Genomic DNA, 25853 nt, shown 5'->3' with positions numbered 1-25853 from the left:
ACCGCCGGCGTGCGGATCGGTGCCACGGTCCGCGCGGCTGGGCAGCATCGCCGCATGACCCGCATCGCGTTCGTCGGCGCCGGGAGCGTCGTGTTCACCCGACAGCTGCTCCACGACCTCCTCCGCGTGCCCGAGCTCGCCGAGCTCGAGGTCTCGCTGCACGACGACGACGAGGAGCGGCTCGAGACGGCCCGGCGCACCGCGGAGCACCTGGCCGCGCGCACCGGTACCGCGCCGCGGGTCACAGCGACCACCGAGCGGGCGGCCGCCCTCGACGGCGCGGACTTCGTCGTGAACATGGTCCAGGTCGGGGGGATCGCCGCCACCCGCACCGACTTCGAGGTCCCGGCACGGTTCGGGGTGCGGCAGACCATCGGCGACACGCTCGGCGTCGGCGGGGTGTTCCGGGCGCTGCGGACCTTCCCCGTGCTCAGTGCGATCGCCGACGACATGACCCGCGTCTGCCCCGGCGCCCACCTGCTCAACTACACGAACCCGATGGCGATGAACATGTGGTGGCTCTCCGAGACGGCGCCGCAGGTGCCGGCAGTCGGGTTGTGCCACAGCGTCTACTGGACCGTGCACGACCTCTCCGAGCTCCTCGGTGTCCCCGTCGAGGAGGTGGCCTACCGCGCGGCCGGGGTCAACCACCAGGCCTGGCTGCTCGAGTGGAGCCACCGCGGCGAGGACCTCTACCCGCGCCTGCGCGAGCGCATCGCCGCCGACCCCGAGCTGCGCCGCCGCGTGCGTGTGGACATGTTCCGGCGCCTCGGCTGGTACCCCACGGAGACGAGCGAGCACTCCAGCGAGTACGTGCCGTGGTACCTCCACGACGACGCCGAGGTCGAGCGGCTGCGCATCCCCGTCGGCGACTACCTCGGCATCAGCGAGGACAACGTGCGCGAGTACGAGCACACGCGCGAGGTGCTCGACGCCGGCGGCGACCTCGACCTGCCGGAGGAGGTCGCCGAGTACGCGCCCCAGGTCGTGCGCGCCATGACGCTCGACGAGCCGGTGGAGATCCACGGCAACGTGCCGAACCGCGGGCTGGTCGACAACCTGCCCGAGGGAGCCTGCGTCGAGGTCCCGTGCACCGTCGACGCGCGCGGCATCCACCCGCAGCCGATGGGGTCGCTCCCGCCCCAGTGCGCGGCGCTGAACCACGCGTTCCTGGACGTCGCCGGGCTGACCGTGCGGGCCGCCCTCGAGGAGGACCCGCTGATGGTCCGGCAGGCCGTGCTGGTCGACCCGAACACCTCGGCGACCCTCGCCGTCGACGACGTCTTCGCGATGTGCGACGCCCTCGTCGAGGCCCACGGCGACCTGCTGCCCGAGTGGGCCCGGGCCCGCGTCAGCGTCTGAGGCCGTCGAACGCACAGCTCCGGCGTGGCGTAGGGGGGATCCGGCGGTAGCACTATCAGTACTACCGGAGTAGCATCACTGGCATGAAGCTGAGCATCAGCCTGCCCGACGAGGACGTCGCCGCTCTGGATCGCTACGTGCGGGCGGCCGGTGCGCCGTCCCGTTCGGCCGCCATCCAGCACGCCATCCGGATGCTGCAGGACCCCGCACTCGAGGATGCCTACGCCGCGGCCTGGGACGAGTGGGAGGCATCCGGTGAGGCCGCGGCGTGGGAGGTCACCGCCGCGGACGGGCTCGCCGATGCTGCGCGGTGAGATCCGCCTGACCGACCTGGACCCGGCGCGCGCCGGCGAGGCGAACAAGCGCCGGCCGGCCGTGATCGTGAGCAACGACCGCGCCAACGCCAGTGCGGCACGCCTGGGCAGGGGGGTGGTCACGATCGTGCCGGTCACCAGCAACGTCGCCCGGGTGTACCCGTTCCAGGTCCTGCTGGACGCGGAGGGCACCGGTCTGCGCGTCGACTCGAAGGCGCAGTGCGAGCAGGTCCGGTCGGTCTCGGTGGAGCGCCTCGGGCCGGTCATCGGCCGCGTTCCCGCTCATCTGCTGGCGCGGCTGGACGACGCCCTCCGCATCCATTTCCAGCTCTAGAGCCCGAGGCGCAGGGCGTTCTCGCGGTAGAGCGCCGGGAGCAGGGCGGGGTCCAGGCCCGCCCCCGAGACCCGCCACCGGCCCTGCGACCCCGGGTCGGCGTCCGCGTCGGGGTCGTCCGCGCCGTCGTACGGCCAGTGCTCGTTCTCGGTCTCGAGGAACCGGTACAGGTTGCGGTAGGCCTGGGGCTCGGGCGGGTGGGCATCGGTGCCGAAGAGGACGCGGTCGGGGTGGGCGGCCACGAACCGCGCGAAGGCCCGCGGCTGCCGTCCGATCTCCCCGAGCCGCCCGCCGAGGTCGGCGTGGAAGGTCGGGTGGGCATCCATCATCCGCCCCACCGCCGCGAGGTCCTCGGCGTGGCAGCCGACGTGGGCGCCGATGACCGTGGTGCCGGGGCAGGCGGCGAGCAGTCGGTCGAGCGACGCCATCAGGTCCTCGAACGACGGATGGCGGCCGCGGTCGCCGAACCACCAGTCCGGCTGCCCCGCAAGCTCTTCGAGGCGCTCGTTGGTGGCGTCGAGCGGGTCGAAGAAGGCCACCGGGTCCGCCGTGTGGATGAGGACCGGGATGCCGTGCTCGCCCGCGCGCTGCACGACCCGGACGACGCGCTCGTCGTCCGGGCGCACCAGGGCGCCGCGCTCGTCGCGGACCTCGAGCCCCAGGTCCTTCCAGATCTTCAGACCCCGCGCCCCGGCCGCGACCGAGGCGTCGAGGTCGGCCACCAGCGCCCGGCTGTCGTCGCCGGCGGCCAGCGCCCGCCAGTCGACGTGGCAGAACGTGGTGAACCGGTCCGGGTGCGCGCGGTCGTAGCGCGCCAGGTTCGCCTCGAGCTCGGCCCCCCAGCGGCCGTCGAGGTTGACGACCCGCTCGACCCCGAGGTCGTCCATCGTCGCGAGCAGGTCGGGGACCGACGGCACGAGCCATCCGCCGTCCGGTGAGAGCCAGGTGCCCAGGTGGTTGTGGGCGTCGATCGCCGGCACCGCCGGGCGCGGCACGCTGGTGCGCGTGCGGGTCAGGCGGTCGCGGGGCCGGAAGGCGTGCAGCGGCAGGTCGCTCACCCGGCCAGCGTGCCGGGTCCGCACCGACCGCTCCCGAAACGCGCAACGACGCCGAGCGAGCGCGCAGGTCGGTTGAGCGAACCGCGCCACGGGCGGCCCGCGTCAGCACCATGGGTCGACATGACGACCACCCCCACCCCCGGCGCCCTCACCCGGGCCGAGATCGACAGCCAGCCCGCGCTGTGGCAGGAGGTCCTCTCGGGAGGAGCCGCCACCGGGTCCCCCCTCGCCGCCCCCGGCGAGCGCGTGCTCTTCCTCGGGTGCGGCACCTCCGCGTTCGTCGCCCACTCGCTCGCCGTCCTGCGCGAGGCGGCCGGCCTCGGCGAGAGCGACTGGGCCTACGGGTCCGAGCTGCCGCCCGGCCCCCGCACCTACGACCGGGTCGTCGTGATCACCCGCTCGGGCACCACGACCGAGGTCCTGGAGGCGATGGAGGGGCTGCGCGGGCGGACCCGGCTCGTCGCCGTCACGGCCGTCGAGGGGATGCCGGTCGACGACCTGGCCGACGACGTCGTGGCGCTCACGGCCGCCGACGAGCACTCCGTCGTCCAGACCCGGTTCCCGACGACCGTGCTCCTCCTCGGCCGGTCCGCGTTCGGCGAGCGCGTCGAGCACCTGCCGGCCGCGTGCGAGCAGGCCCTGGCCGGCGAGCGCCCCGACCCGAGCGGCACCGACCACTTCGTGTACCTGGGGCGGGGATGGCACCAGGGGCTGGCCGACGAGGCCGCCCTGAAGATCCGCGAGGCCGCCCAGGCCTGGGCCGAGAGCTACCCCGCGCTGGACTTCCGACACGGGCCGATCGCCGTCGCGGGCCCGTCGAGCCACGTGTGGGTGATGGGCCCCACGCCGACCGGCCTCGCGGAGGACATCCGGGCGGTCGGCGCCACCGTGCGCGAGTCCGCCCACGACCCGCTCGTCGAGCTCGTCCTCGCGCAGCGGTTCGCCGTCGACCTCGCGGCCGCCCGGGGGCTGGACCCCGACCGCCCCCGCCACCTGACCCGCAGCGTCGTCCTCGACGCCCCGGATGCCGTGCGCAGCTGACCAAGGAGCCCGACCATGACCGCATCCCGTCCCACCCGCCGGTCCGCGCTGGTCCTCGCGGTCCTCACCCCGCTGGCGCTGGCCGGCTGCGCCGGGGTGGACCCGGAGCCCACGGACTCGGGCCCGTCCTCCTCGGCCACGCCCCTCGCCGCGGAGGACCCGAACGCGAAGGTCGAGCTGGTGTGGTGGACCGGCCAGGAGTCCGACGCGCAGAAGATCCTCGACGCCAAGGTCGCCGCGTTCACGAAGCAGCACCCGAACGTGAGCATCCGCTCGTCCTCGGGTGCGGCGACGACCGACGACCTGCTCCAGAAGCTGAGCGCCGGGTTCGCGGCGGGGACCTACCCCGACATCTCCTATGCCTTCGGGTCCTGGGCCAGCGAGCTCGGGGCCTCGGGCAAGACGCTCGACATCAGCGCCGACGTCGCCGACCCGGCGGTGAAGTGGGACGAGATCTCCGCGGCGGCCCGGGAGACGGCCAGCCCCGGTGGGCGCACCATCGGCTTCCCGGCGCTCGTCGACAACCTCGCCCTCTTCTACAACAAGACCCTCTTCGACGCCGCCGGTGTCGAGTACCCGACCGAGCAGATGACCTGGGACGAGTTCCGCGCCACCGCGAAGAAGCTCAGCGACCCCTCGCGCAACGTCTTCGGCACCTCCTTCGACGTGACCGGCGGCGAGGGGACCACCTGGGCGATGTGGCCCCAGCTCTGGCAGAACGGCGGACAGATCCTCTCCTCCGACGAGAAGAGCGCGACCTTCAACTCCGACGCCGGGGTCCGGGCCGTGCAGTTCTGGCGGGACATGGCCGTCGAGGACAAGTCGGTGTACCTCGACCAGACGGCGGAGAAGGCGATCGGGCTCTTCGCGAGCAACAACATCGCCATGCTCATCACCGGGCCGTGGGCCCTCTTCGACGTCGGCGGCGCCAAGACCGACTACGGCGTGACGCTCCTCCCCGGGACCGACGGCGACCACCAGACCGTCTCCGGGCCGGACCTCTGGGTGCTCTTCGACCACCAGGACCGCAACCGGGCCTACTGGTCCTACCAGTTCATCCGGTTCCTCACCGACCCCGCGCAGGACCTCACGTGGAACGTCGTGTTCGGCAACCTGCCGTTGCGCTCCTCGGAGATCCAGAGCCCCGAGTTCCAGGCCAAGGCCAAGGTGACGCCGGGCTACGAGCTGCTCGCGACGAACCTCGAGAACGCGAAGAACAAGCGGCCCACCGTCGAGGGCTACGTCGGCCTCTCGGCCGCCTACGGCAAGGCCGTCGCCCGGCTGCTCCAGGGGGAGGGCGAGGTCAAGTCCGCCCTCGACGAGGCCGCGAAGGCCGCCGACCGGGCGCTGGCCGACCAGTGACCGCCTCGGCTCCCGCCCCGCCGCGTCCCCTCGGGGCGCGCGTCCGGCGGCGGGCCGTCGGCGGGGCGCGGCGGGCGGCCACGGGCTGGATGTTCATCGGCCCCTCGACCCTCGTCATCCTCGGGCTGTCCCTCTTCCCGGCCGGCTGGGCGTTCTACCTGTCGCAGCTGAAGTGGAACGGCTTCTCGCAGGCCCGTGGGGTCGGGTTCCGCAACTACGAACGGATCGCCGACGACCCCGACCTCACCTCGGCCGCGCTGCACACGCTCTTCTTCACCGTGCTCTACGTGCCGACGTCGGTGCTGCTCGGGCTCGGCATCGCGATGGCCCTCAACCGCCGGATCCGCTTCATCGGCCTCTACCGCACCGCGATCTTCGTCCCCTTCGTCGCGTCGGCGGCGGCGACGGGCATCCTCGCGAACTACCTCTTCGACCCCCAGTTCGGGTTCGTCAACAACCTGCTGCGCCGGCTCGGCCTGCCCGCCCAGCGCTTCCTCGAGGACCCGAACCAGGCGATGACGGTGATCGCGCTGATGTCGCTCTGGGCCTCGCTCGGGTTCACGGTCGTCGTGTACCTCGCTGCGCTGCAGGACATCCCGCGAGACCTCGTCGAGGCGGCGGTGGTCGACGGCGCCGGTCGCCGGCAGGTCTTCTGGCACGTCGTGCTGCCGCAGCTGACGCCGGTCACGGTCTTCACGACCATCTGGCAGCTCATCGGCTCCCTGCAGCTCTTCGACCTCGTCTACACGACGACGCGCGGCGGGCCGGTGGAGTCGACGAAGACGATCGTGTACTACCTGTGGGAGCAGGCCTTCAAGCAGCTGAACTTCGGGTACGGGTCGGCGGTGGCCTACGTGCTGTTCGCGCTGACCATGGTCATCACGCTCGCGATGATCCTGTACTCGCGCTTCGCGAAGGTGCAGGCCTTCTGATGGCGCTCACGACCGTGCCGACCACGACGGGCGACGGGGCTCCGGCCGCGCCGCCGGAGCCGCATGAGGGGCGGGCCCGCCGGCGACTGCCGTTCAGCCCGTACCACCTGCTCCTCGCACCGCTGGCGCTCGTCTTCGTCATGCCGCTGGTGCAGATGGTCCTGGCGTCGCTGAAGACCGACGCCGAGATCCGACGGGTGCCGCCGACGTTCTTCCCCGAGCACCCGACGGTCGCGGGGTACGTCCGGCTGTTCCAGGAGTCCGACGTCCTGCAGTGGCTCTTCAACAGCGTCGTCGTGGCGAGCGTGGCCATCCTCGCCCACCTCGTCCTGTGCTCGATGGCCGGCTACGGCTTCTCGCGGCTGCGCTTCGCCGGGCGAGGGGTGTCGTTCGTGCTGCTCGTCGGGACGATCATGATCCCGACCCAGCTGCTGATGATCCCCACCTACATCATGTTCACGAAGATCGGCGTCGTGAACACCCTTCCGGCAGTGATCCTCCCGTGGCTGACGTCGGCGTTCGGGGTGTTCCTCATGCGCCAGTTCTTCCTGTCGCTGCCGCGGGAGCTCGAGGAGGCGGCGCGGCTCGACGGATGCAGCGCGTTCGGGGTGTTCTGGCGGGTGGTGCTGCCGCTGGCGAAGCCGGCGCTGGCCACCCTGGCGATCTTCACGCTGCTCGGCTCGTGGAACGACCTCATCTGGCCGCTCATCGCCATCAACGACGACCGCTGGTACACGATCCAGCTCGGGCTGGCGAACTTCCAGGGCCAGCGCCGCACCGAGTGGTCGCTGCTCATGGCCGGCAACGTCGTCGCGACGATGCCGATGGTGGTCTTCTTCCTGCTCGCCCAGCGGCACTTCGTGGCGACGATGACCTTCAGCGGCCTCAAGGGCTGATTCGCCCGCCGCCGTCTCCCCCGCGAACGTGTGTGGACCCGCCGTGGATCCCCGGCGTGTCCACACACGTCGCCGGGGGGGGCGGGGCGTCAGCCGAGGTGCTCCTTGACGAGCTTCTTCGGTGCCCTGGTCGCCCAGGCGTCGGTGACGATCTCGGCGAGCTCGAGGTAGTCGAGCATTCCGAGGTCGCGCTCGCGCACCAGCACGGCGTCGTAGCCGTCGAAGTGCGGTGTCGTGAACCAGGGTTCGCCGAGCTGGAGGATGGCCTCCTTGTCCTCCTGCCCGGGGGTGACGATGCAGATGACGTCCGGCATCCGCTCGCCGGTGTCGGGCTCGACGGCGTCCTTGCGGGGGCCGCGCCACGTGACGAACCCCTTGCCGCGCACCGCGTACGACGGCAGCTCGTCGGTGCCCTCGCGCGTGACGTCGGGCAGTGCCATCGCGATGCCGTCGAGGTCGTCGCGGTCGACGGGCTTCGGGTCCTGGGTCACCATCCCGTCACCCTCCCACGCCGGACCCCTTCCGCGGAACGTGTGTGAACACGCCGCGTTCTCCCGGCGAGTTCACACACGTTCGCGGAGAGAGGCAGAGGCTGCAGTCACCCGACCGGCGGCGCCACGACCTCGATAGGGGCGCCCCAGTCGATGTACTCGATGTCGAGGCTGCCGTCCTCGACGGCGGCTGTCGCCCGCGTGGGCAGACCTCTCTCGTCGAGCCGGAGCAGGACGGTGACCGTCGGCGGTCCGCTGGTGGGTGGCTGCAGGCCCAAGACCTGGTAGGCCTGCTCGGCCTTGACGACGATCGAGTAGGAGGTGATCTGGTGCCCTTCGACGGTCTCGGTCTGCCCGCGGGTCACCGACCGTGCGCCGGAACGCCATTGCTCGAACTGGTATGCCGGGAGCGCCTCCTGGACCGCCCCCGGCGGCTGTGCGACCGGGATCCACGGGGCGCCGGACTTCTCCTCGTCGTTGGTCCAGTACCGCTTCCCGATGATGACGACGTTCAGCCACTGGTCAGGGTCGTGGAGCGTGATGCGAGCCGAGTTCGTCGACGGCTGCAACTCGGCGAAGATGGACTCGTACGGCGACTCGAGCGCGACCCGGACGCTGTCCTGCGCGTCGACCTGGGCTCGCAGGTCGGTGAAGAACCGCCGGGTGTCGACTGGGCCCGGTGGGGGTGTCGGTGAGGGGCTCGGCGAGGAGGAGGCGCTCGAAGCTCCGGCACTCGCCACGGGTCTCGGTGACGGCGATGGGCTCGACGTGCACCCGCTCACCGACAGGGCGACCGTCAGTGCGACGCCTCCCCACCCGACCGCTGTTGACCGTGCCCCCATGACGACCCCCCTCGTGACGACTGGGCGGATCCTCGCACATCACCGACGGTCGGCGTCGGCGGTCCGGGTCAGAGGGGCAGGGTGAGGAAGGTGCTGTGCCGGTCGGGGCGGTAGTCGCCGAACGGCTCGCACCCGACGAATCCGTGGGCGCGGTAGAGCGCGCGAGCCGGGGCGAAGACGTCGGAGGAGCCGGTCTCGAGGCTGACCCGCGTGGCGCCCGCCGCCCGGGCCTCGGCGAGGGCGTGGAGCAGCAGCCGGCGGCCGAGGCCGGTGCCGCGCACCGACCGGCTCGTGCGCATCGTCTTCAGCTCGAGGTGGCCGCCGCCGAGGTCCTGGAGCGCCACCGAGCCGACCAGCGCGTCACCCGCCTCGGCCACCCAGAGGCGCACTGCGGGAGAACGGAACCGGTCGACGGTCAGCGCGTGCCGGCTCTCGGGGGGTGCTGTGGGCTCCATCTCCTCGAGGTGCTCGGCGACGAGCGCCGCCACGCGCGGGTCGTCGGGGTCGGCGAGCCGGATGACCGCCGCCCCCGCCGCCTCCGCCGCGGCACCGGTCACGGCAGGTGCTGGACCAGCTCGGGCGCCAGCCCGACGTACGTCGCGGGCGTCATCGCCGCGAGCCGCTCCTCCACCTCGGCCGGCAGCCCGAGCCCGCGGACGAACGTCACGAGGTCGTCCTGCCCGATGCGCCGGCCGCGCGTCAGCTCCTTGAGGCGCTCGTACGGCTCGTCCATCCCGGGGACGCCCTGCGCGCCGAGCGCCCGCATCGCCGACTGCACCGGCTCGCCGAGCACCTCCCAGTTGGCGTCGAGGTCGGCGGCCATCGCGGACGGGACGGCGTCGAGGCCGTCGAGCCCGCGGTGGGCGTTGTCGATGGCGAGCAGGCCGTGGCCGAACGCCGAGCCGATGTTGCGCTGCATCGAGGAGTCGGTGAGGTCGCGCTGCAGCCGGCTCTGGACGAGCGTCGAGGCCAGCACGTCGAACAGCGCGTTGGAGACCTCGAGGTTGGCCTCGGCGTTCTCGAAGCGGATCGGGTTGACCTTGTGCGGCATCGTGCTCGACCCGACCGTGCCCTGGCCGCGCACCTGCGCGAAGTAGCCCAGCGAGATGTAGGTCCAGACGTCGGTGCACATGTTGTGCAGCACCCGGTTGAAGCGGGCGAGGTCGGCGTAGAGCTCGGCCTGCCAGTCGTGGCTCTCGATCTGCGTGGTCAGCGGGTTCCAGGTGAGCCCGAGGTGCTCGACGAAGGTGCGGCTGACGTCCTGCCAGTCGGCGCCCGGCACCGCCGCGAGGTGCGCGCCGTAGGTGCCGGTGGCGCCGTTGGTCTTGCCGAGGAACTCGGCGTCCTCGATGCGGCGCAGCTGCCGGCGCAGGCGCCAGGCGAGGACGGCGAGCTCCTTGCCCATCGTCGTGGGTGTCGCGGGCTGGCCGTGGGTGTGCGCGAGCAGCGGGACGTCGGCGAGCTCGCGCGCCATCTCGGTGAGCTTCTCGACGAGCGCGGTGGCGCGGGGCAGCCAGACGTCGTGGACGGCACCCTTGACCATCACCGCGTACGAGAGGTTGTTGATGTCCTCGCTCGTGCAGCAGAAGTGGATGAGCTCGGCGAGACCGGCGTCCTCGGGGGCCGGGGCGATGTCGCGCAGCCGGGCCTTGAGGAAGTACTCGACGGCCTTGACGTCGTGCTGGGTGACCCGCTCGGTGGCGGCCATCTCCTCGATCTCGTCGGCGCCGAAGGAGGCGACGACCTCGCGCAGGGCCTCCTTCTCGGCGTCGGTGAGGCGACGCACGCCCGGGACGACCTCGTGCTCGGTGAGGTGCACGAGCCACTCGACCTCGACGTGCACGCGCGCCCGGTTCAGCGCGGGCTCGGAGAGGTGGTCGACCAGCGGCGCGACGACCCCGCGGTAGCGGCCGTCGAGGGCCCCGAGGGCGATCGGCGGGGCGAGGTCCCCCAGGCTCCGCGCGTGCGACAGGCCGGTGGTGGTCGAGGTGGTGCTGGGCATGCGTCCATCCTCCCAGAGCGGCGGCACCGGGCGCCGGGCCGGTCCGCCGCCCGGGCGCCGCTCAGCCGTCGAGGGCGGCGCGCACGTGCTCGACGATGCCCGGCACGGCGGCCCGGATCTCCTCGTAGGTCTGCTCGTACTCGGCGTCGCCGCCGTACCAGGGGTCGTCCATCCCGAGCTCGCCCGCGGCCACGGCGGCGGGGTCGAAGGAACGGACCAGCCGGACCGTGGCGGCGTCGTCCTCGTCGCGGGCGAGGCGGCCCAGCCGGTCGGCGTGCGGGTGGTCGGCGGCCAGGACGAGGTCGGAGGCGTCGAACATCTCGGCCCGGAACTGGCGTGCCCGGTGCTCGCCCCATCCCACGTCGGGGTGGCCGTGCCGGCGGAGGACGGCGACCGTGCGCGGGTGCACGGGGTTGCCGAGCTCCTCGGCCGAGGTGCCGGCGGAGTCGACCTCGACCCGGTCGCCGAGCCCGGCGTCGTCGAACGCCTCGCGGAGGAGGAACTCGGCCATCGGCGAGCGGCAGATGTTGCCGTGGCACACGACGGTCACGCGGTAGGGGTGCTCGGAGGCCGACATGCCCCCATCCTCCCCGCCCGGGGCGGGGACGGGGCCGCCGGGTCAGGTGATGTCGAACCAGCCGGGGGCGGCCGCGGTGAACTCCGGCGCCGTCAGCGCACCGGCCCCCTCCGGGATGCGACCCCACAGCGGCGCACCGGTGACGCGCGGCAGGTCGTGGAGGTTCTCGGTCTCGGCGAGCCCCGGCTCGGCCGGCCACGACCCGACCACCACGCCCAGCAGCGGGATGCTCCGGGCCGCCAGCGCCTCGGCGGTGAGCGCGGCGGTGCTGAGCACCCCGAGCCCGGCGGAGGCGACGAGCACGACCCCGCAGCTGATCCCCTTGTAGCGCAGGGCGGTCCCGAGGTCGGCGAGCGTGCCACCCCGCGAGTCCATCCGCACGAAGAGCCCACCCGCACCCTCGACCAACGTGACGTCGGAGGCGCCCGCCAGCTCGCCGATCCGCTTGGCGTGCACCGCGACCGGCGGCAGGGCGACGCCCTCGCGCCGGGCGGCGGCTTCGGGCGAGAGCGGGTCGCGCAGGCGCAGGAGCTCGTGGACGGCGAGGTCGTCGCCGACGAGGCGGCGCACCTCGTCGACGTCCCCGGGCTCGCCCTCGACCAGCCCGGTCTGGGTCGGCTTGACCACCGCCACGGTGCTGCCGCGGCCACGCACGAGGGCGGCCAGGGCGGCGGTGGCGACGGTCTTGCCGACGTCGGTGCCCGTCCCCGTGACGAGGACGACCGAGGGCAGCGAGCGGGGGTCGGTCACGCGCTCACGCGCCGACGGGCACGAGGTCGGCGAGGACGGAGCACGCGCGGTCGAGGTCGTGCTCGGTGTGGTCGGCGTGGGCCGTGATGCGCAGCCGCGACGACCCGTCGGGCGTCGACGGCGGCCGGAACGCGCCGACGCGCACCCCGAGGGCGGCGGCGCGTTCGACGGCCTCGACGGTCTCGTGCGGGCCCGGCATGGGTACGGACATCACGGCGCCGGCGGGAGCCGGGACACCGCACGCCTCGGCGAGGCGGGTCGCGTTGGCGTGCAGCCGAGCCGGGAGCTCGGGGTGGTCGCGCAGGACGCCGAGCGCCGCCAGCGCCGCACCGGCCGACCCGGGCGCCAGACCGGTGTCGTAGATGAACGGCCGTGCGGTGTTGACGAGGTGGTCGCGCACGACGGGAGAGGCGAGGACGACGCCGCCCTGCGCCGCGAGCGACTTCGAGAGCGTCGTGGTGACGACCACGTGCTCGGCCTGCGCGGCACCGGAGGCGGCCACCAGGCCGGCCCCGCCCGGCCCCACGACCCCCAGCGCGTGCGCCTCGTCGATGACGAGCAGCGCACCGGCCTCGGCGGTCAGGGCGACGAGGTCCTCGACCGGTGCGGCGTCGCCGAGCACCGAGTACACCGACTCGGCGACGACGACGGCCCGCGGCGTCTCGCGACGGGCCAGCAGCTCGGCGACGTGCTCGAGGTCGTTGTGGCGGGAGACGGTGACCGCCGAGCGGGAGAGCCGGCAGCCGTCGATGAGGGAGGCGTGCGCGTGCTCGTCGCTGACGACCATCGTGCCGGCGTCGGCGAGCACGGTCAGCGCCGCGAGGTTGGCCGCGTACCCGCTGGAGAGCACGAGGGCCGAGGGCGCGCCGGTGAGCGCGGCGAGCGCGCCCTCGAGCTCCTCGTGGACGTCGAGGGTTCCGGTGACCAGCCGCGATGCCCCCGCGCCGGTGCCGTAGGTCTCGACCGCGGCCACGGCGCCGGCGACGACGGCCGGGTGGTGGCGCAGGCCGAGGTAGTCGTTGCCGGCGAGGTCGACGACGTCCTGCGCCTTGGTCGGCACGAGGCGTCGGGTGAGCCCCGCCTCGGCGCGGGCCGCGGCGGCATCCCTGATCCAGTCGAGCGGGCCGGTCACGTCCTCGATCCTGCCACGCCGGCCACGGGCCCACCTGTGGGGTCGCTGTCACCGGGCGCGGGCCGCACGGCTGCGGACCCTCGGGTCGGGTCCACCGGATTTGTCCCAAGGGCTTGACACAACGGCCCGCTCGGCCTCACCCTCTGCTTGTATCAACAGCTCGACACAACAGGAGGATGCCATGGGCATCGGAGTCTCGGTCCTCGCGCTCCCCGTGGCGCTCGCGGCCTTCGTCGTCGCGATGCTGCGCCGCCGGACCGTCACCGTCGGCGTCAACGAGCACCCCGACGTCGTCCGCATCGCGGCGCGCACCCGCGGGCTGCGGGTCGCGGGTCTGCTGCTCGGCCTCGTCGTCGGCGCCCTGCTGCTCCTCCTCGGCCAGCGGGTCGACGCGCTCGGACGGCTCACCGCCCTCGCGCCGACCGCCGTCGGCGCCGGCGTGCTCCTCGGGGCGGTCCTCGGCGAGCTGACCGCACGCCCGGCGGTCGGCATCCGCCGGGCCGCCGTCGTGGAGACCCGCACCGTGCGGGGTCTGCTGCCCCGGGCGCGCACGGTCCTGCTCCTCGTCTGCGCCGCACTCCTCGCCGCCGCCCTCGCCATCGGCGCCGCGTGGGGCGCTCCGGACGACCAGCAGCGACCCGGCCGGGCCTTCACCGAGCGGTGCGAGCAGGTCATCGACGGTGGGCTCGTCTCGACGCTGCACTCCCAGGGCCCGTGGCCCGGGTCGTTCTACGCCGTCCCGCTCGCCATCGCCCTGGGGGTGCTCGCCCTGCTCACGCTCGCGGCGCTGCGGGCCGTGGTCCGCCGGCCGCGCCCGACGCCGGAGAGCCTGGGCCTCGACACGATGCTCCGCCGCTGGTCCGCCGGCAACATCCTCACCGCGGCGACCTTCACGGTCCTCGGCACGCTCGGGCCGGTGGCCACCCTCATCGCCCTCTCGCTCGGGGACCGGCAGTGCCCGGTCTCGTTCGCCGAGGTCCTCGTGCGCTGGACGAGCACGGTCGTCGGGCCGCTGGCCCTCGTCGGCGGAGCGGCCGCCCTCGGCGCCCTCCTCGTCTCGCCGACCATCCGCGTCGACGACCTGCCCCGTCCGCTGCCGGGCGACGCCGCCCCGGTCGGCGCGCCCGTCCGATGACGCTCCAGGCCGTCACGGTCGACGTCCTCGACCCCACCCCGCCGTACGAGCAGCTGCGCCGCCAGCTCGCCGACCTCATCGGCAGCGGGGTGCTGACACCCGGCGACCGGCTCCCGCCGGTGCGCCAGCTGGCCGCCGACCTGGGGCTCGCCGCCGGGACCGTGGCCCGCACCTACCGCGAGCTCGAGCAGGCCGGCTTCGTGCGCTCCCGCCGCGGCGGCGGGACGCGGGTGGCCGCGGCGCCCCCGGCCGCGGCCACGCCCCGGCAGGCCCTCGAGGAGGCAGCGGCCGCGTACCTCCAGCGGGCCGAGGTGCTCGGTCTCGGGCCCGACGAGGCGGTGGCCACGGTGCGACGACTGGCCGGTCCCTGAGACGTCGGTCCCCGACGGCCTGCGAGGACACCGGGGATCGAACCGCATCGTTAGGCTCGCCGGGTGAGCCACTCCCGCCCGGACCCGTCCGCCGGCACCGTCGTCGTCCCGGCCCCCGGTGCGGGAGCGGGCAACTGGGCCGGAGCCGCCGGTGCCGTCCGCCACGACGGCGCCGTCTGGATGGCCTACCGCGTGCGCCGCCCGCTCGACGCCGGCCGCGGGGTGTCCGTGGTCGTCGCCCGCTCCGAGGACGGCGTGGCCTTCGAGCCCGTCTGCGAGGTGTTCCGCGAGACCTTCGGCGCGGCGTCCTTCGAGCGCCCGGCGATCATCGCCCTGCCGGACGGCGGTTGGCGGCTCTACCTCAGCTGTGCCACACCGGAGTCCAAGCACTGGTGGGTCGAGGCGCTCGACGCCGACCGCGTCGAGGACCTCCCCGGCGGCCGCCGAAGCGTGGTCCTCCCCGGCGACGACACGCTGGCCGTCAAGGACCCCGTCGTCCTGCTCGACGACGACGGCTGGCACCTCTGGCTCTGTTGCCACCCCCTCACCGAACCCGGCCACGAGGACCGGATGACGACGCGGTACCTCTCGAGCGCCGACGGGCTCGCCTGGCGCGACGAGGGTGAGGTCCTCGCCGGCACCCCGGGGTCGTGGGACGCCCGCGGTGCCCGGGTCTCGGCCGTCCTGGGCCGCGCGCCGCTCACCGTCCTCTACGACGGGCGGGCCACCGCGGAGCAGAACTGGTTCGAGCGCACCGGCATCGCGCGCTCCGAGGACGGGCTGCACCTCGTCGCCGACCCGTCCGGTCCGGTCCTCGAGTCGGCCGAGGGCGACCACGCCTTCCGCTACGCGGTGGTCCTCCCGCACGACGACGGAGCAGCGCGCTGGTACGCCGAGGTGGCGCGCGCCGACGGCTCGCAGGACCTCATGACGTGGCTCGTGCCGCGGCCCGGGCACTGAACGAGCCGCGGTCGGTCGCCGAGCGCCAGTCGTCGAAGGACTCGCCGAGCAGGCCCTCGAGCACCGTGATGTCGTCGTCGACCCGGGCGACGAGCCGGGCCCGGACGGCGGGGTCCAGGGGCGGGCGGTGCGCGTCGCCGCCGGCCTGCAACGCTGCGTAGAGCGGTCGGACGGCCTGCCGCCAGACCTGTGGTGGCACGTGCGCCCCGGCGGCGGCCCCGAGCCGCACGAGCCGCCCCAGCGCTGCCGTCCGAGGCCCCGGGCCCACCCACGGGCGTGAGTTGTCGCGCGGCACCTCGGCGATGGCGCCCTCGCGCAGCCCGAGGAAGCGCGCGACCCGGTCCAGCGTGCCGGTGGGGTCCTCGACCAGCTGCCGGTAGCGCAGGACGAGCACCCGTTCGGGTCCGACCCGGGCGAGGAGGTCCGCCAGCTGCTCGCCGTAGCGGCCCAGCCGGAGGTAGTGCCAGAACGGGGCCCAGCCGGCCTCGACGCGTTCGTCCTCGCGGTCGCAGGCCCGGCCGAAGTCGTCCACCGGTTCCAGGCCGTCGGCTCGCAGGTGCATCCAGTTGGAGTAGGCGCGGTCGACCGGGTCGCGCAGGAGCACGACGAACCGAGCGGTCGGCAGGTCCTCGGCGATCCGGCGGCGGGCATCCGGGAGGTAGAGGTAGAACGGCGTGCTCTCGATGCGCAGCGCCCCGGGCGGAGCGGGCGCGAAGAGCCCCTCGTAGTCGCGCCGGCGCCAGACCCACTCCTGCTGGCTGTGGGCGTCGCCCGGCCCGCGGTAGGCGGAAGGGGGCGCGTCCCCGCACAGGTAGTACTTCGGTTCCTTGACACGAGGGGCGAAGACGTCGGGATGGCGGGCCAGGGCGGCGTGCAGGGCGCTGGTGCCGGCCTTCGGAGCACCGACGACGAGGGCGTCCGGAGCAGGTCGAACCGAATTCATACTCAAACGGTAGGGAATCGGGGCGGTCCGCGGTAGCCCCGTCCGGGAGGTGTCCACGCGCCCCGGTGTCCGGCAGGATCGGGGGACCCCCACGAAGGAGTCACCGTGCCCCAGGCCCCGATGCCCGCCGACGTCGCCGAGCTGTTCGCCCGCCCCAACCCCGCCGTCGTCGCGGTGCTGCTGCCCAGCGGTGCCCCGATGTCCGTGGCGACCTGGTACCTCGTGGAGGACGACGGCACCGTGCTCCTCAACATGGATGTCGAGCGGGCCCGGGTCGCGTGGATGCACGAGCACCCCGAGGTGGCGCTGACCGCGCTGAAGGAGGGCGAGTGGTACACCCACGTCAGCGTGCGCGGGCGCATCGTCCGGTGGGAGGACGACCCGGAGACCGCCCTCGCCGACATCGACCGGCTCTCGAACCACTACGGCGGCCGGGACTACCCGACCCGCGACCGGGCCCGCGTCAGCTGCTGGGTCGAGGTCACCCACTGGCACGGCTGGGGCGCCGCGAAGGCCGACTGACGGCGACGGCCCGCCCGTGCGCAGGGCGGACGGCGGACGGGTCGGCGGGTGCCCTGCGCCCGCCGACCGTCCTCGCCTCAGCCGGTGAAGACCCGCAGCCCGTTCGGGGTGCCGACGCCGCTCGGTGCGTCGTAGCCCGGCAGCCCGGTGCACAGGTAGTCCCGACCGCAGAAGCCGTTGCTGCCCCCGACGACGTCGTTGACGAACGCGGTGCGGCGGTAGGCCATCCCCGTGCGGTAGGTGCTGCCGGCGTCGGCGGCGCCGATCATCCCGGCGACGAGCGGCGCCGACGCGCTGGTGCCGCCGAGCACGATCCAGCCCGGCTCGAGGCCGAACGGGTTCTCGTAGCTGTCGTAGACGGCGACGCCGGTCTGCGGGTCGGCGACGGCGGAGATGTCGGCGACGGTGCGCATCTGGCAGTTGCGGTCCTTCTGGAAGGCGGGCTTCGCGAAGTAGGCCGAGCATCCGCTGCCGGCGCCGGACCAGACACGCTCCGTCCAACCGCGGGTCGCGGTCGCGCTGCGGCGCAACGTGGTCCCACCGACGGCCACGACCGACGGCAGCACGGCCGGGTAGCCGGCGGTGGTGAAGCCGAAGTCGCCGGACGAGGCGACGTTGATCATCGGCGCCGGCCGGTAGGCGGCGGTGAACGGCATGACGAACGGCGACTCGTCGGCGCCGTAGCTGTGCGACGCCACCGTGGCCCCGAGCCGCCGGGCGGTCTCGGTGGCCGCCGCGAGCGCCTCGAACGAGGGGTCGTCGCCCTCGACGAGGAGGATCCGGCAGGTCGGGCAGGCCGCCGAGACCATCTGCACGTCCATCGAGCCCTCGAGCGCCCACCCGGGGTCGGCCACCGGGAGCGGTGCCGCCCGACCCGCCTGGTTGACCTTGCGGAAGCAGCCGGTGGCCGACGTGCACGCCGGCAGCCCGTAGGTCCGGCGGTAGACCGCGAGGTCGGCCTCGGCGTTGGGCACGTCGCCGGCGATGACCACCGCCACCGTCGCCCGGCTGCTGGAGGCCGGCAGGGCGTACGCGCTGCGCAGCGCGCGCGCGCCGTACCCGGGTGGGAGGACCGCCGCCGCGCCCGACGCGGCCGGGGAGCCCACCCGCTGCGCCGCGAGGGCCCGACGGGTGGCGGCCGTGGCGTCGCGGCCGGCCTGGCGGGCCGTGGCGTCGACCCGCACCTCGGCGAGGCAGCGGACCTCGTCCCGGGCCGCTGCTGCGCACGCGTCGCGGACCGCTGCCGGCGCCGTCGTGGTCGGGTCCGTTCCCGGCCCGGACCCGACTGCCTGCGACGGGGCCGCGAGGCCGGTGCCGGCGAGCACGGCGACCGCGGCCACACCCACCGCGAGCCGGGCAGAACGGCGCACGGAGGACCGGTGGCCGCTCGCGCGGGCGGAGGTGGGCATCGTGTCCATGGCGCTCTCCCTCGGTGCGGTGCTCACGGCGCCACGGTCCAGGCGCCGGCGATGGTCTGGGTGACCGAGCTGCGGGCCGAGTCGCTCGCCCGCACGCGCAGGGTCGCGACGCCACCGCCCGGCGGCACGGGCAGCCGCAGCGCGAAGGTCGTCGGCCCGGTGGGCGTGACCGGGACCGAGGTCCACGCCCCGCTGCCGTACCGCACGTCGACCGCCACGCTCGTCACGTTCGCCCCGGAGAGGAACGGCCGAATGCTCACGCGGCCGGCCACGGTGCCGGCCGGGAGCGTGCCGGTGTCACTGACGGGCAGGTCGTAGCGGGTCTCGAGCATGCCGAGCGAGCGGCAGGTCGAGGTGCCGTCCGGGCAGGCCTCCGCGGCGACGGTCTGCCCGAGCGCGCCGCGAGGGGTGCTCCACGTCGTCGACGTCGTGGAGTCGGGGAACCCGAGGCGGCGCATCCGCTCCCGGTGGGTGACGACCACGGGCGCGGTGCCGGTCGGCAGGTCGAAGATCCCGACCAGCGGGCCGTCGCCGGCGCCCAGCTGCGTGCCACCCGATGCGACCGTCCAGGCCACGCGCGCCGGGTCGTCGACCAGGCCCCAGTGGCGCTCGTCGTTGTCGGAGAACGACGGCACGGTGAGCAGCAGCTGCCCGCCCTGGATGCAGGCCCCGCAGTAGGGGTCGACGGCGGTCGGGGTGATGAACGACGGGTGCGAGGGGCGCCGGTTCCACTCCTCGGAACGGGAGGCTCCCGGCGTCACCGGTCGGCTCGCTCCGCGGAGGTACTCGCTGCCGGTGTCGGTCTCCCAGTCGTAGGACGCCACGTAGGAGCCCAGCGTGCTGACGCCGGGACTGCCGCCGTACCAGAGCGTCATCCGCGACGGCACGGTCCGGGAGAACCCCACCCCGATACCGGAGGAGCGGGTCATGATCCCGTTCTCGACCAGCGCCTGCCGGCCGCTGCGGGCGGTGCTGCCGCGGTACCTCATCGACACCTGTTCGAGGTCGGAGGTCTTCGGGGCGAAGCGCATCACCCGCGGCACCGAGCCGACGAAGTCGTACCCGAGGAAGTACTGGTACGACGGTGTGGGAGAGGGCTGGTCGTGCACCGAGATCAGCGAGGAGTCGATGCGCCCGTGGCGCACCGCGGCCGCGTCGACCGGGGTGACGAAGAGGGGCACGCCACCCCCGCCGGCCATCCCGATGACGGCCGACCCGGTGCCGCGTGCATCGGTGCGTGCGACGTCGATCGAGGTGATGTCCTCCTCCGTCGGCTGGGGGAGGAGCACGCGTGGCCGCGTGGTGGCGGTGCGTGCGTCGATGGTCAGCGACCGAGGGCCGGTGACGGAGACCTCGGGGACGATCGGCAGCGCCGCTACGTCGCCGAAGGTGAAGGCGGCCGCTTGGTAGTTCCCCGCGGGCAGGCTGGCCCGACCCTCGCCCGCGACGACCGGGACGCCCACCGAGGCGCGGCGCATGTCGTCGACGTTGACGAGGATGGCCAGGCCGTCGACCGGCGCCCCCTTCGTGTCGAGCAGCCTCACGGTGACGGTGTGCATGGGGAAGGTCGGGGTGACCACCGGCGTCGCGGCGGTGATGCCCCGGACACCCGCCAGGACCGAGGACGCCGGCCGGGTCCGCAGGGCCTTCGCGAGTGCGGCGGAGGACTTCGCCGTGACCACCCCCTTGCCGACCAAGCCTGTGCGCGAACGGATCTCGACCCCGGGGACGGCCGTCGGGGAGGTGGCGGAGGCGTAGGTGACGGTGACCGGGGTGTCGGCCGGTCGGGTGGCGAGGGTCTGCGCGTCGAAGAGCGAGAGGTCGAGCCGGGACAACGCGCTGCCGACCGAGGACGGGACGACGTAGAGGTGGCCCGGCATGCGGGCGATGCCGTACGTGGCGCGGCTCCCGGGCGCGCGGACGAGCCCCGGCGCCGGGTGGCCCGCCGAGGGGAGCGTCACGACGTCGCCGGTGATGAGCCGCACGTGACGGGGCGCGGTGGTGTCGGCCCGCGCCGCGGCGACGGTGGCGGCGGCCGCCGGCGCGAGCGTCGGTGGCGCCCCCGACGCGCCGGGTGGCGCGGTGAGCGCCGCCGCCAGCAGCGCCGACACCCCGAGGAGCGCCGTGGTGCGGATGGTGTGGACCGTCGTGCGTCGATGCATCGTGCCCCGCCCTTCGAGCCTGCCGAGGACCCTGTGGTGGGGCAGGTCTATCGGGTATCCACTCGCCGGCGCAAGGGTCCTGCGAGTTCTCGCAGTCAGCCGTGGACGTCGGCGACGGCGCCGACCAGGGCCGCGGTGAGCGTGGCGAGGTCGTCGTCCGAGGTGACGTAGGGCGGCATCGTGTAGACGAGGTCGCGGAACGGGCGCACCCAGGTGCCTCGCGCGAGTGCCGCCGCGGTCACCTCCGCCACGCGCACCGGCTCGCGCAGCTGGATGACCCCGACCGCGCCGAGGGTCCGGACCTCCTGGACGGCGTCCAATGCTGTGGCAGAGGCCAACCCGTCACGCAGCCCGTTCTCGATGCGAGCCACCTCGGCCGGGGTGTCGCGGAATGCCAGGAGGTCGAGGTTGGCGTTCGCGACGGCGCAGGCGAGGGGGTTGGCCATGAACGTGGGGCCGTGCATCAGGCCGCCGGCCTCGCCGCGGCTCACGCCCTCGGCGACCTCGCGCGTGCAGAGCATCGCGGCCAGGGTGAGGTAGCCGCCGGTCAGCGCCTTGCCGGCGCAGAGGATGTCGGGGGCGTGCTCGGCGCGGTCACCGGCCCAGCGCGGCCCGGTGCGGTGGAACCCGGTGGCGATCTCGTCGTGGATGACGAGCGCGCCGTGCTCGCGGGCGAGGTCGTGGAGCACGTCGAGGACCCTGGCCGGGTACACGTACATGCCTCCCGCGCCCTGGAGCACGGGCTCGACGATGACGGCTGCGACGTCGGCGGCGTTCTGCACGAACAGCTCTCGCGTCGTCTGCTCCCAGGCGACCAGCTCGGCGTCGTCGTCGGGCCGGTCGAGGCCGGCGGGCGGGCGAGGGGCGAAGACGTGCTCGGGCAGCACCCCGCGGAAGAGCGAGTGCATCCCGCCGACGGGGTCGGTCACCGACATCGGCGAGAACGTGTCGCCGTGGTAGCCGCCACGAATGGTCAGGAAGCGGGTGCGGCGCCGGCCGGCCGCCAGGTGGTACTGGAGGGCGGCCTTCATCGCCACCTCGACCGACACCGAGCCGGAGTCCGCGAGGAAGACGTGCTCGAGCCCGGCCGGCGCGAGGTCGAGGAGGCGGCGGGCCAGGCCGACGGCGGGCGCGTGGGTGAGGCCCCCGAACATCACGTGCGCCATCGAGTCGAGCTGGTCGCGCACGGCGGCGTCGAGCTCGGGCACCCGGTAGCCGTGGACGGCGCACCACCAGGAGCTCATCGCGTCGATGACGTCGAGGGCGCGGCCGTCGTGGTCGCGCAGGTGCAGTCGGACGCCCTGCGCGGACTCGACGACCCAGGGGTCGCCCGGGGCCAGGGCGGAGGAGTAGGGGTGCCAGACGTGCCCGCGGTCGAACGCGCGCAGGTCGGCGAGGGCGTCGGCATCCATCGCCGCCCATCATGCCGGTCGGGCTCAGGCCCAGATCCAGCGCAGCACCGTCCACGCGCCGATGAGGACCATCGCGACCACCCAGAGCACCCCGCCCACGAGCATGGCCGGGAAGAGCACCCGGTCGGCCCGGGTCTCCGGCTCGGGGACGTCGGCCGGGCGGGACTCGCCGAGGGGGCGGGCGGCCAGACGCCGGCGCAGCTCCTCGAGACCGGGCGAGCCGGCGCGCAGCCTCAGTGGGCGCGGGATACTCGACCACCGGGCGTCGTCCGAGGGGAACCGGGCCGCCCACACCGCGACGGCGTCGCGTGCCGCCTCGTCACTGCGCCCGGTGGCGAACCACAGGGCCCCGGCGGCCGGGAGGTCGTGCATCCGGACGTGGACCTCGGCGAGGAGGTCGAGGATCTCGTCGTCCTGCCGAACCTGGAGCGCACTGGTCAGGCGATCGCGAGCCATCCACGGGCGGCCGGCTTCGAGGTCCGCCCGAGCGCGGTCCACGGCTCCGGTCACGGAGCCGATGGTGCCAGCGTCCCGACGACCTCGCGACGGGTTTCGTCCGGCTCCTGACGGCGAACGTGGGTGAAATCCTTCGGGATGCCGAAGGACTTCACCCACGTTCGGGTCCGGTTGGGCTGCGGTCAGGCGGCGGTGCGGGCGCGCCGGACCTGCGTGGCGAGGCGGCCGACGAGGTCGCCCAGGGCGGCGTCGAGCTCGCCGTCGGAGAGCCGGCCCTCCTCGAAGGCCTGGAACGCCGAGCCGACCCCGACGGTGTCCTCGATGACCTCGGCGCCGGCGACCTTGAGCACCTTGACGCCGTCCTCGCGGGCCCACTGGGCGGCGCGGGGGGAGCCGCTGGCGCCGATGACGGCGGCCGGCTTGCCGGCGATGGACGACGCGCCGCGGGGGCGCGAGACCCAGTCGACGGCGTTCTTCAGCGCGCTCGGGAGGGAGCCGTTGTACTCGGGCGTGACGAGCAGGACGGCGTCGTGGTCGGCGACGGCCTCGCGCAGGTCGCGGGCGACCTGGGGCAGCGCGTCGTCGTGGTCGAGCTCCTCGGAGTAGTGCGCGAGGTCGGCGAGCTGCTCGAAGACGGTCGCCGAGGTGCCCTCGGGGAGGTGGGCGACGGCGGCGTCGGCGAGCTGGCGGTTCGTGGAGCCGGCGCGCAGGCTGCCGACGAGGACGAGGACGTTCACGGTGTCTCCCGAGGGTCGAGGGGATGCGGATCGGTGCAGGGCGATCGACGCTGATCAAGTGGTTGAACCGTCAACCACCGTGTCGCATTCCGTGGAGCCCGTCACAGCGGGCCCCCGAGTCGAGTGCGCTCGCGGCTGCCGGAGCGACCACCTCCGCACTCGACCCGAGGAGGCCGGGCCGGGCCGCCCTCAGGCCCAGGTGGAGCGCTCGACCGACCCGTGCTCGATGCACGTCGCGGTCCAGGTTCCGGGCGTGACCTGCACCTTCATCCGGCGCCGGCAGTGGACGCAGTAGCGCGGCGGCTCGAGCTCGGCGCGGCGGGCGCAGCGCGCGTGGTCGCCCTCGGCCAGTGCCACCCCGCACTGCCCGCACCACGCACCGGGGTCCTCACCCCGGGCGACCGGCTCGTGCGCGCCCACGTCCGCGAACACCATCGACGGGTCAGAACGTCTCGTTGAGGGCCTTGATCGGCATCTCGAGCTCGTCGAGCAGCGCGAGGTCCTCGCGCGGGTCGCGCCCGAGCGTGGTCAGGTAGTTGCCGACGATGACCGCGTTGATGCCGCCGAGCAGCCCGTCGCGGGTGCCGAGGTCGCCGAGGGTCAGCTCGCGGCCACCGGCGTAGCGCAGGATCGTGCGGGGCAGCGCGAGCCGGAACGCCGCGATGGTGCGCAGCGCGTCGCCGCTCTCCATCGGCTCGAGGTCGCCGAACGGCGTGCCCGGCCGCGGGTTGAGGAAGTTCAGCGGCACCTCGTGCGGCTCGAGCTCACCGAGGTTCGCCGCGAGCTCGGCGCGCTGCTCGAGGGTCTCGCCCATCCCGACGAGCCCGCCGCAGCAGAGCTCCATCCCGGACTCCTTGACCATCCGGCAGGTGTCGAGGCGCTCGTCGAACGAGTGCGTCGTGACGACGTTCGGGAAGTAGGACCGCCCGGCCTCGAGGTTGTGGTTGTACCGGTGCACGCCCATGTCGACGAGCTCGTCGACCTGCTCCTGCGTGAGCATCCCGAGCGAGGCGGCGACCTGGATGTCGACGGCGGCCCGGATGGCGGCCACGCCCTCGCGCATCTGCTCCATGAGCTTGGCGTCCGGCCCGCGCACCGCGGCGACGATGCAGAACTCGGACGCTCCCGTGGCGGCGGTCTGCTTCGCGGCGCGCACGAGCTCGGGGATGTTCAGCCACACCGAGCGCACCGGCGAGGTGAACTGGCCGGACTGCGAGCAGAAGTGGCAGTCCTCGGGGCAGCCGCCGGTCTTCAGCGAGACGATGCCCTCGACCTCGACGCTCGGCCCCTGGTACTTCAGCCGCACCTCGTGGGCCAGCGCGAGGAGGTCCTGGAGCCGGTCGTCGCCGGTGCGCAGCACCTCGAGGACCTGCTCCTGGGTCAGCGGGACGCCGCGCTCGAGCACCTGCTCGCGCGCGACGTCGAGGATGTCCGTCCCGGTCACCTGAGCCGTCATGGCCCGATTGTCGCAGCACCCCGCGGGCGGCCCCGACCGGGTCCGCCCGCGGAGCGCCCGCGGCACTGCGTCAGTTGAGGAACTGGCCGAGCATCCCGCCCGGGCCCTGCTGGTTGCCGCCCTGCTGGTGCCCGCCGTCGGTGACGGACTCGCTCGGCTGGACGAGGACGTAGCCCTGGCCGCCGAAGGCCATCTGGAGCAGCTCGCCGGTGCCGCCGCGGATCATCGAGCCGAAGCCGCCGGTGTCGACGCGCACGTCCATCGAGACCCCGGAGGTCCACAGCACGACGGCCTGGGCGTCGGCGAAGGTCGGGGCGGTGGCGACGTCGAGGGCGATGGGGTCGCCCTTCGTCGTCACGGCGACGTACCCGGTGCCGCGCAGCGAGACGTTGTAGAGGCCGCCGGTCATCGCGGCGCCGCGGGCCTGGATGCGGTGGATGTCCCACTGGATCGAGCTCGAGAAGGCGAGGACGTTGTTGCCGTTCACGGAGATCGCGTCGTTCTCGAGGTACATGACCTGCACCTCGGAGGCGGCGTCGGCGAGGAAGAGCTCGCCGTTGCCCGAGCACTCCATCATCTTGACGCCCTCGCCGGTCACGGCGGCCTTGAACATCTTGCCCATGCCGCCCGAGCCCTTGTTCGCGAAGCGCACGTCGCCCTGGTAGGCCACCATCGAGCCCGTCTTGGCCTGCACCGGCCCGTACTGCATCTCGACCTTCAGCATCTTCTTGTTCTGCAGGGAGAACGGGTCGCCGGTCTCCTTCTCCTTGAACTCGCTGAACAGGGAGCCGTGGATCGTCATCGGGCGGGCCTTTCGGGGGGATGGTCGGCCGGGAGGTGTCTCCCGTCGGGCACAACGCTAGAAGAGACGAGGGGCCCGGGGCTATGGTTCCGAGCACAGCAGGGGGTCGAGTCAGGGAGGTCCCGGATGAGCTTCTTCGAGAAGGCCAAGGCGGCCGCGAGCGACCTCGCGGCCAAGGCCGACGTCGCGATGTCCAACGCCGGCGTCAACGTGCCCGGGATGGGCGGTGACAAGGCGCTGCGCGACCTCGGTGTGCTCGCGTGGCTCGAGGCCACCGGTCGCCCCGTCGACCCGGCCGACCGCGAGCGCGTGATGGCCACGCTGCGCGAGCTCGAGTCCGCCGGGCGGCTCGGGCCGCTGACCGTCTCGCCGCCGCAGCCGGCCTA

29 protein-coding genes are annotated in these 25853 nt (G+C 73.8%); 12 read left to right on the top strand and 17 right to left on the bottom strand.

Going from position 1 to position 25853, the window contains the following annotated elements; genetic code table 11:
• Positions 1–54 precede the first annotated feature (54 nt).
• The 3 genes from ACQZ2A_RS20185 (at position 55) to ACQZ2A_RS20175 (ending at position 2010) form a co-directional block, all read left to right on the top strand.
• Positions 55–1362: an alpha-glucosidase/alpha-galactosidase gene (locus ACQZ2A_RS20185; protein ID WP_430214574.1), complete on the top strand. Its 1308-nt coding sequence runs from the start codon at positions 55–57 to the stop codon at positions 1360–1362.
• A gap of 83 nt (positions 1363–1445) precedes the next feature.
• Positions 1446–1676, top strand: a complete 231-nt coding sequence (locus ACQZ2A_RS20180) for a ribbon-helix-helix domain-containing protein (protein WP_430214572.1) — start codon at positions 1446–1448, stop codon at positions 1674–1676.
• Positions 1663–2010, top strand: coding sequence for a type II toxin-antitoxin system PemK/MazF family toxin (locus ACQZ2A_RS20175; protein WP_430214570.1), 348 nt, complete (start codon positions 1663–1665; stop codon positions 2008–2010). Before ACQZ2A_RS20180 ends, ACQZ2A_RS20175 begins: the two co-directional genes overlap by 14 nt.
• On the opposite strand, the gene ACQZ2A_RS20170 is transcribed toward ACQZ2A_RS20175, so the two are convergent.
• The gene (locus tag ACQZ2A_RS20170) at positions 2007–3068 is read right to left on the bottom strand and encodes an amidohydrolase family protein (protein ID WP_430214569.1); all 1062 of its coding nucleotides are present in this window, start codon (positions 3066–3068) and stop codon (positions 2007–2009) included. The genes ACQZ2A_RS20175 and ACQZ2A_RS20170 overlap by 4 nt on opposite strands.
• Before the next feature lie 120 nt (positions 3069–3188).
• Between ACQZ2A_RS20170 and ACQZ2A_RS20165 the strand changes: the two genes are divergently transcribed.
• From ACQZ2A_RS20165 to ACQZ2A_RS20150, 4 genes are all read left to right on the top strand, one after another.
• The gene (locus ACQZ2A_RS20165; RefSeq protein ID WP_430214567.1) at positions 3189–4109 is read left to right on the top strand and encodes an SIS domain-containing protein; all 921 of its coding nucleotides are present in this window, start codon (positions 3189–3191) and stop codon (positions 4107–4109) included.
• A 15-nt stretch (positions 4110–4124) separates the two neighbouring features.
• Positions 4125–5471 (top strand): ABC transporter substrate-binding protein, encoded by a 1347-nt coding sequence (locus ACQZ2A_RS20160; RefSeq protein WP_430214565.1) that lies wholly within the window; start codon positions 4125–4127, stop codon positions 5469–5471.
• 89 nt (positions 5472–5560) lie between these two features.
• Positions 5561–6403, top strand: a complete 843-nt coding sequence (locus ACQZ2A_RS20155; RefSeq protein WP_430214563.1) for a carbohydrate ABC transporter permease — start codon at positions 5561–5563, stop codon at positions 6401–6403.
• Positions 6403–7299 carry a carbohydrate ABC transporter permease gene (locus ACQZ2A_RS20150; RefSeq protein ID WP_430214561.1) on the top strand — a complete coding sequence of 299 codons (897 nt, stop codon included), beginning with the start codon at positions 6403–6405 and terminating at the stop codon, positions 7297–7299. Before ACQZ2A_RS20155 ends, ACQZ2A_RS20150 begins: the two co-directional genes overlap by 1 nt.
• 89 nt (positions 7300–7388) lie before the next feature.
• Here the strand turns inward: ACQZ2A_RS20150 and ACQZ2A_RS20145 are convergent, their stop codons facing one another.
• The 7 genes from ACQZ2A_RS20145 to ACQZ2A_RS20115 form a co-directional block, all read right to left on the bottom strand.
• Positions 7389–7793, bottom strand: a complete 405-nt coding sequence (locus ACQZ2A_RS20145; protein WP_430214559.1) for an MmcQ/YjbR family DNA-binding protein — start codon at positions 7791–7793, stop codon at positions 7389–7391.
• A 104-nt stretch (positions 7794–7897) separates the two neighbouring features.
• Positions 7898–8530 (bottom strand): hypothetical protein, encoded by a 633-nt coding sequence (locus tag ACQZ2A_RS20140; protein WP_430214558.1) that lies wholly within the window; start codon positions 8528–8530, stop codon positions 7898–7900.
• A 170-nt stretch (positions 8531–8700) separates the two neighbouring features.
• Positions 8701–9189 (bottom strand): GNAT family N-acetyltransferase, encoded by a 489-nt coding sequence (locus tag ACQZ2A_RS20135; RefSeq protein WP_430214557.1) that lies wholly within the window; start codon positions 9187–9189, stop codon positions 8701–8703.
• Positions 9186–10634, bottom strand: coding sequence for an adenylosuccinate lyase (gene purB / locus ACQZ2A_RS20130; RefSeq protein WP_430214555.1), 1449 nt, complete (start codon positions 10632–10634; stop codon positions 9186–9188). Before purB ends, ACQZ2A_RS20135 begins: the two co-directional genes overlap by 4 nt.
• Positions 10635–10695: 61 nt before the next feature.
• A complete protein-coding gene (locus tag ACQZ2A_RS20125; protein WP_430214554.1) occupies positions 10696–11211 on the bottom strand; it encodes a low molecular weight protein-tyrosine-phosphatase in 516 nt (171 codons plus the stop codon).
• 42 nt (positions 11212–11253) lie between these two features.
• Positions 11254–11961, bottom strand: coding sequence for a dethiobiotin synthase (gene bioD / locus ACQZ2A_RS20120; RefSeq protein ID WP_430214552.1), 708 nt, complete (start codon positions 11959–11961; stop codon positions 11254–11256).
• Positions 11962–11965: 4 nt separating this feature from the next.
• The gene (locus tag ACQZ2A_RS20115) at positions 11966–13093 is read right to left on the bottom strand and encodes an 8-amino-7-oxononanoate synthase (protein ID WP_430214550.1); all 1128 of its coding nucleotides are present in this window, start codon (positions 13091–13093) and stop codon (positions 11966–11968) included.
• Positions 13094–13274: 181 nt separating this feature from the next.
• Here ACQZ2A_RS20115 and ACQZ2A_RS20110 point away from each other — a divergent pair, with 181 nt between their 5' ends.
• The 3 genes from ACQZ2A_RS20110 to ACQZ2A_RS20100 all read left to right on the top strand — a co-directional run bounded on the left by ACQZ2A_RS20110 (position 13275) and on the right by ACQZ2A_RS20100 (position 15559).
• A complete protein-coding gene (locus tag ACQZ2A_RS20110) occupies positions 13275–14228 on the top strand; it encodes a hypothetical protein (protein WP_430214548.1) in 954 nt (317 codons plus the stop codon).
• Entirely contained in the window at positions 14225–14599 is a 375-nt protein-coding gene (locus tag ACQZ2A_RS20105) for a GntR family transcriptional regulator (protein WP_430214546.1), read from the top strand. The genes ACQZ2A_RS20110 and ACQZ2A_RS20105 overlap by 4 nt, the downstream gene beginning before the upstream one ends.
• A 63-nt stretch (positions 14600–14662) precedes the next feature.
• A complete protein-coding gene (locus tag ACQZ2A_RS20100; protein ID WP_430214544.1) occupies positions 14663–15559 on the top strand; it encodes a hypothetical protein in 897 nt (298 codons plus the stop codon).
• Here the strand turns inward: ACQZ2A_RS20100 and ACQZ2A_RS20095 are convergent.
• Positions 15525–16502, bottom strand: coding sequence for a sulfotransferase family protein (locus ACQZ2A_RS20095; protein ID WP_430214542.1), 978 nt, complete (start codon positions 16500–16502; stop codon positions 15525–15527). The genes ACQZ2A_RS20100 and ACQZ2A_RS20095 overlap by 35 nt on opposite strands.
• Before the next feature lie 105 nt (positions 16503–16607).
• Here ACQZ2A_RS20095 and ACQZ2A_RS20090 point away from each other — a divergent pair, with 105 nt between their 5' ends.
• Entirely contained in the window at positions 16608–17024 is a 417-nt protein-coding gene (locus tag ACQZ2A_RS20090) for a pyridoxamine 5'-phosphate oxidase family protein (RefSeq protein WP_430214540.1), read from the top strand.
• A 77-nt stretch (positions 17025–17101) separates the two neighbouring features.
• Here ACQZ2A_RS20090 and ACQZ2A_RS20085 read toward each other — a convergent pair whose 3' ends face one another.
• The 8 genes from ACQZ2A_RS20085 to ACQZ2A_RS20050 form a co-directional block, all read right to left on the bottom strand.
• Entirely contained in the window at positions 17102–18442 is a 1341-nt protein-coding gene (locus ACQZ2A_RS20085) for a S53 family peptidase (RefSeq protein ID WP_430214538.1), read from the bottom strand.
• A 23-nt stretch (positions 18443–18465) separates the two neighbouring features.
• The gene (locus ACQZ2A_RS20080) at positions 18466–20604 is read right to left on the bottom strand and encodes a hypothetical protein (RefSeq protein WP_430214536.1); all 2139 of its coding nucleotides are present in this window, start codon (positions 20602–20604) and stop codon (positions 18466–18468) included.
• A 95-nt stretch (positions 20605–20699) separates the two neighbouring features.
• On the bottom strand, positions 20700–22016 hold the full coding sequence (locus ACQZ2A_RS20075; RefSeq protein ID WP_430214535.1) for an adenosylmethionine--8-amino-7-oxononanoate transaminase: 1317 nt from the start codon (positions 22014–22016) through the stop codon (positions 20700–20702).
• Positions 22017–22040: 24 nt separating this feature from the next.
• A complete protein-coding gene (locus tag ACQZ2A_RS20070) occupies positions 22041–22526 on the bottom strand; it encodes a DUF6584 family protein (protein WP_430214534.1) in 486 nt (161 codons plus the stop codon).
• Positions 22527–22654: 128 nt separating this feature from the next.
• Entirely contained in the window at positions 22655–23209 is a 555-nt protein-coding gene (locus ACQZ2A_RS20065; protein ID WP_430214533.1) for an NADPH-dependent FMN reductase, read from the bottom strand.
• 189 nt (positions 23210–23398) lie between these two features.
• The gene (locus ACQZ2A_RS20060; protein ID WP_430214532.1) at positions 23399–23644 is read right to left on the bottom strand and encodes a hypothetical protein; all 246 of its coding nucleotides are present in this window, start codon (positions 23642–23644) and stop codon (positions 23399–23401) included.
• A 7-nt stretch (positions 23645–23651) separates the two neighbouring features.
• On the bottom strand, positions 23652–24665 hold the full coding sequence (gene bioB / locus ACQZ2A_RS20055; protein ID WP_430214530.1) for a biotin synthase BioB: 1014 nt from the start codon (positions 24663–24665) through the stop codon (positions 23652–23654).
• Between the two features lie 70 nt (positions 24666–24735).
• Complete coding sequence (locus ACQZ2A_RS20050; protein ID WP_430214528.1) at positions 24736–25467, bottom strand: AIM24 family protein; 732 nt, start codon at positions 25465–25467, stop codon at positions 24736–24738.
• A gap of 126 nt (positions 25468–25593) precedes the next feature.
• Between ACQZ2A_RS20050 and ACQZ2A_RS20045 the strand changes: the two genes are divergently transcribed.
• Positions 25594–25853, top strand: a 260-nt coding sequence (locus tag ACQZ2A_RS20045) for a hypothetical protein (RefSeq protein WP_430214526.1), incomplete at its 3' end; no start/stop codon positions are given.

Origin of the sequence: Phycicoccus avicenniae, assembly GCF_050496545.1 — a bacterium.
Classification (GTDB): Bacteria; Actinomycetota; Actinomycetes; order Actinomycetales; family Dermatophilaceae; genus Phycicoccus; species Phycicoccus avicenniae_A.
This window is presented reverse-complemented; position numbering and strand designations above follow the sequence as displayed.

What these genes read in the sequence shown, in the direction of transcription:
- ACQZ2A_RS20160 (WP_430214565.1), top strand. Translation starts at nt 4,125, where the DNA reads ATGACCGCATCCCGTCCCACCCGCCGGTCCGCGCTGGTCCTCGCGGTC.
- ACQZ2A_RS20165 (WP_430214567.1), top strand. Translation starts at nt 3,189, where the DNA reads ATGACGACCACCCCCACCCCCGGCGCCCTCACCCGGGCCGAGATCGAC.
- ACQZ2A_RS20110 (WP_430214548.1), top strand. Translation starts at nt 13,275, where the DNA reads ATGGGCATCGGAGTCTCGGTCCTCGCGCTCCCCGTGGCGCTCGCGGCC.
- ACQZ2A_RS20050 (WP_430214528.1), bottom strand. Translation starts at nt 25,467, where the DNA reads ATGACGATCCACGGCTCCCTGTTCAGCGAGTTCAAGGAGAAGGAGACC.
- ACQZ2A_RS20085 (WP_430214538.1), bottom strand. Translation starts at nt 18,442, where the DNA reads ATGGACACGATGCCCACCTCCGCCCGCGCGAGCGGCCACCGGTCCTCC.
- ACQZ2A_RS20125 (WP_430214554.1), bottom strand. Translation starts at nt 11,211, where the DNA reads ATGTCGGCCTCCGAGCACCCCTACCGCGTGACCGTCGTGTGCCACGGC.
- ACQZ2A_RS20175 (WP_430214570.1), top strand. Translation starts at nt 1,663, where the DNA reads ATGCTGCGCGGTGAGATCCGCCTGACCGACCTGGACCCGGCGCGCGCC.
- bioB (WP_430214530.1), bottom strand. Translation starts at nt 24,665, where the DNA reads ATGACGGCTCAGGTGACCGGGACGGACATCCTCGACGTCGCGCGCGAG.
- ACQZ2A_RS20150 (WP_430214561.1), top strand. Translation starts at nt 6,403, where the DNA reads ATGGCGCTCACGACCGTGCCGACCACGACGGGCGACGGGGCTCCGGCC.
- ACQZ2A_RS20180 (WP_430214572.1), top strand. Translation starts at nt 1,446, where the DNA reads ATGAAGCTGAGCATCAGCCTGCCCGACGAGGACGTCGCCGCTCTGGAT.
- ACQZ2A_RS20155 (WP_430214563.1), top strand. Translation starts at nt 5,561, where the DNA reads ATGTTCATCGGCCCCTCGACCCTCGTCATCCTCGGGCTGTCCCTCTTC.
- ACQZ2A_RS20080 (WP_430214536.1), bottom strand. Translation starts at nt 20,604, where the DNA reads ATGCATCGACGCACGACGGTCCACACCATCCGCACCACGGCGCTCCTC.
- ACQZ2A_RS20145 (WP_430214559.1), bottom strand. Translation starts at nt 7,793, where the DNA reads ATGGTGACCCAGGACCCGAAGCCCGTCGACCGCGACGACCTCGACGGC.
- ACQZ2A_RS20185 (WP_430214574.1), top strand. Translation starts at nt 55, where the DNA reads ATGACCCGCATCGCGTTCGTCGGCGCCGGGAGCGTCGTGTTCACCCGA.
- purB (WP_430214555.1), bottom strand. Translation starts at nt 10,634, where the DNA reads ATGCCCAGCACCACCTCGACCACCACCGGCCTGTCGCACGCGCGGAGC.
- ACQZ2A_RS20105 (WP_430214546.1), top strand. Translation starts at nt 14,225, where the DNA reads ATGACGCTCCAGGCCGTCACGGTCGACGTCCTCGACCCCACCCCGCCG.
- ACQZ2A_RS20060 (WP_430214532.1), bottom strand. Translation starts at nt 23,644, where the DNA reads ATGGTGTTCGCGGACGTGGGCGCGCACGAGCCGGTCGCCCGGGGTGAG.
- ACQZ2A_RS20075 (WP_430214535.1), bottom strand. Translation starts at nt 22,016, where the DNA reads ATGGATGCCGACGCCCTCGCCGACCTGCGCGCGTTCGACCGCGGGCAC.
- ACQZ2A_RS20095 (WP_430214542.1), bottom strand. Translation starts at nt 16,502, where the DNA reads ATGAATTCGGTTCGACCTGCTCCGGACGCCCTCGTCGTCGGTGCTCCG.